The sequence below is a fragment of the Staphylococcus sp. GDX8P80P genome, assembly GCF_017893095.1.
Taxonomy (GTDB): Bacteria; Bacillota; Bacilli; order Staphylococcales; family Staphylococcaceae; genus Staphylococcus; species Staphylococcus borealis.
Window position 1 is genome coordinate 1 of record NZ_JAESMI010000078.1, and the last position, 2,803, is coordinate 2,803.

Sequence of the window (2,803 nt, forward strand, 5' to 3'; positions counted from 1 at the left end):
TAAATTAACGAGGCGCCTTATGTATAAAAACATAACATGACTCAACACTCTACCAATGGAAACTTCAGTTCTTATCCCCACAAATGATATGTCACGACATGTAAATGATATTTGTGATGATTGTTCAGAATGTTCTCTGAAACACCAATGTATGAACTTCAATTCAAAAACAAATAAAAGAATAATGAAGAATTATAATTGGGAATATTTTAAAGCCCAAATTAATAAAAAGCTTTCAGAACCAAAAACAAAAGCCATCTACAGTCAAAGAAAAATTGATGCGGAGCCTGTTTTTGGATTTATGAAGGCTATTTTAGGTTTCACTCGAATGTCTGTTCGAGGGATAGATAAAGCTAAAAGAGAACTAGGATTTGTGCTAATGGAACTTAATATAAGAAAAGTAACAGCTCAACGAGCTGAAAATAATCAAAAAATTAAAAAAAAGACAATTTCTATATATTTCAATAGAAATTGTCTTTATTTACTTATCCAAGAACTTTATGTCCCGGGCTCTTATTGTTTTGTATTTAAACGTTTCTAGGTTAGAATATATAAATGTTATATTTATTATATAAAATTGTTATAATATAATTAAGTCAACGACCATGCGTGGACTTTAAAAAACAAAATCATGTACAGTAGTAGCCGTCTGCTATGAGACTAGGCATTATAATTGAATATCATAGTGTTGATAAAGAGATATGATTAATGAGTGATTAGTCATATCTCTTTTTACATATGCAAACATACAAATCAAACCATCACATTAATGTGTAATGAACTAAAGTTAACCCTTATAAGTAGAAGAGGTGGTTATTTGAGATATGTGAATAACGAGAAACATAGACATGCTTTAATCAGTCATTTAACTGAGAACCAAAGAGAAATACTGTTTAAGTATTATAAATACAGAAAAAAGAATATATTAATCAATGATATGTATCGCTATTCAGAAGAGTGGGAACTTATCGACTTTAAAGTAAATGAAAATTACCGAACGTGTTGTAATGATACGCCGTTATATTGTGAATGCGGAAAAGAATTAAAGTATCAATATATACTTCGATCAAAGTCAAAAGACACAATTATGAAACTTGGGATTGAACATTTTAAAGAACATAGTGGCATTCCAAATCGTATTGCGTATCAGGTTAGAAAGAATATATTTTTGTTAGATGATTGGTTGGATGATGTACTCTTAAATCATGAGAAATTAATGAATGATTCAGAGTATCATTGTAAAGTGATAAACATGTATAAAGAGTGGACTACGATCTCTGAGTCAGACGTGGAAGAATTTAACTCGAATTCATCAAAGCCTATTACGAGTAAGAATATTGAATTAATTAATGATTTTAAAAAGTATAGTATGGCTTTGCCCACTAACATCGAACAGAAAGTCTTTGCTTTGATTGATTATTTTCATAAAAAGAAATATCTGGCGTATCTAGAAGAACTAGAACGAGAAAGACGTATTCAAAGAGAAAAAGAACAAGAAGCATTGAGAAAAGAGCGAGAGTTAAAACGACAGCAATTATTAAAAGAGGCTGAAGCACGTAATAGTCAAAAAAGAAAAATTATGGCAAAAGAAAAGGCAGATAAGATGTTAATTGCTGAATGTAGAGTAAAAATAACAAAGTTATTAGAAGTGCAAAATGTGATTGATATCACTACAATTTATAATGAATGTAAAATAGAGATAGACGAATTATTAAAATCGCATGTTAATACAAAGATTGTAAATGATATCGTAAATTCTATTAATAGATACACGATGTATACTGTGAAGTTCCAAAACAATAAGCTATTTAAAGCGTGGACTAAGCGTTTTTGATAAGCAACATAGTCATATCCAAAATATATTGAATGAGCGCAACTAAATTATATTATATTTATTAGTCTTGAAATATTTAATAAAAATGTTATAATATAAATGTCGACGACAATGCGTGGACGTTATAAACCGAAATACATTGCATAGCTAAGAATAAGTTTTAAATAACTTAGGAAAGAGAGCAAGTAGGACTTGTTCTCTTTTTAGTCAACGGTCGTGCGTGGACTTTAAAACAAGTACATTGATTATCGGATTTGAAATGCAAATTTCAATAAATGTAGACGAAGCGTTAGAACGAAAGGTTCTAATGCTTTTTAAAGATTCTTCAACATAAATAATATGATAATGCTATTTGGAAAATTTGCAGTAGCTGACTGAATTGATAAGATACTTAAATTAAGCTTTTCTCAGTAAAGTCGGTCCTCAGCAACGAGAATTTCGAAAAGAAATGCCACGAGTAGAGAAAGCTGGGGTTCGGGGCCCCAGCAACGAGAATTTCATAAAGAAATTCTACAAGCAAAGCAAGCTGGGGTTAAAAAGGAATTAAAGTTCTGCACCACGCTTCAATGATGTTACATCCAATTTCGATGTGGTATATATATAGTAAGCAGACTAAAGTCAGCATGATGAACTAAGACAACTCGTTAGTAAAGGAGCTGTTCTAATATGGAATTATTAATGAAAGCGATTAGTTTTACGATGTCATCTCTTTCTACATGGCTAGGAAGTAAAGATTTATTAAAAGATGTCGGAAAACTATTTGATAAAGATCACAATTGAAAGTAAGTCAATGTATCGTTTTAGGCATATGTAACAACAAAAAAACTAGCATTTACTGTTTCAATAAATGAAACAGTAAATGCTAGTTTTGGTTTTCGGTAGCGGTGTGGGGGGTGGGAGGTGGGCGGTGGGTGTGGGATGGGGGTGTGTTGGGGGGGGGGGTGTGGGGTGTGGGGGGGGGGGGGGTGG

The 2,803-nt window shown here is 31.9% G+C and carries 1 protein-coding gene and 1 pseudogene; both read left to right on the forward strand.

Annotated features, from left to right (window positions below):
- Positions 1-112: 112 nt before the first annotated feature.
- Positions 113-575, forward strand: a pseudogene (locus KA858_RS07515) (transposase); the annotation flags it as partial.
- A 251-nt stretch (positions 576-826) separates the two neighbouring features.
- The gene (locus KA858_RS07520; protein WP_210135354.1) at positions 827-1,834 is read left to right on the forward strand and encodes a hypothetical protein; all 1,008 of its coding nucleotides are present in this window, start codon (positions 827-829) and stop codon (positions 1,832-1,834) included.
- The last annotated feature ends 969 nt before the right edge of the window (positions 1,835-2,803 follow it).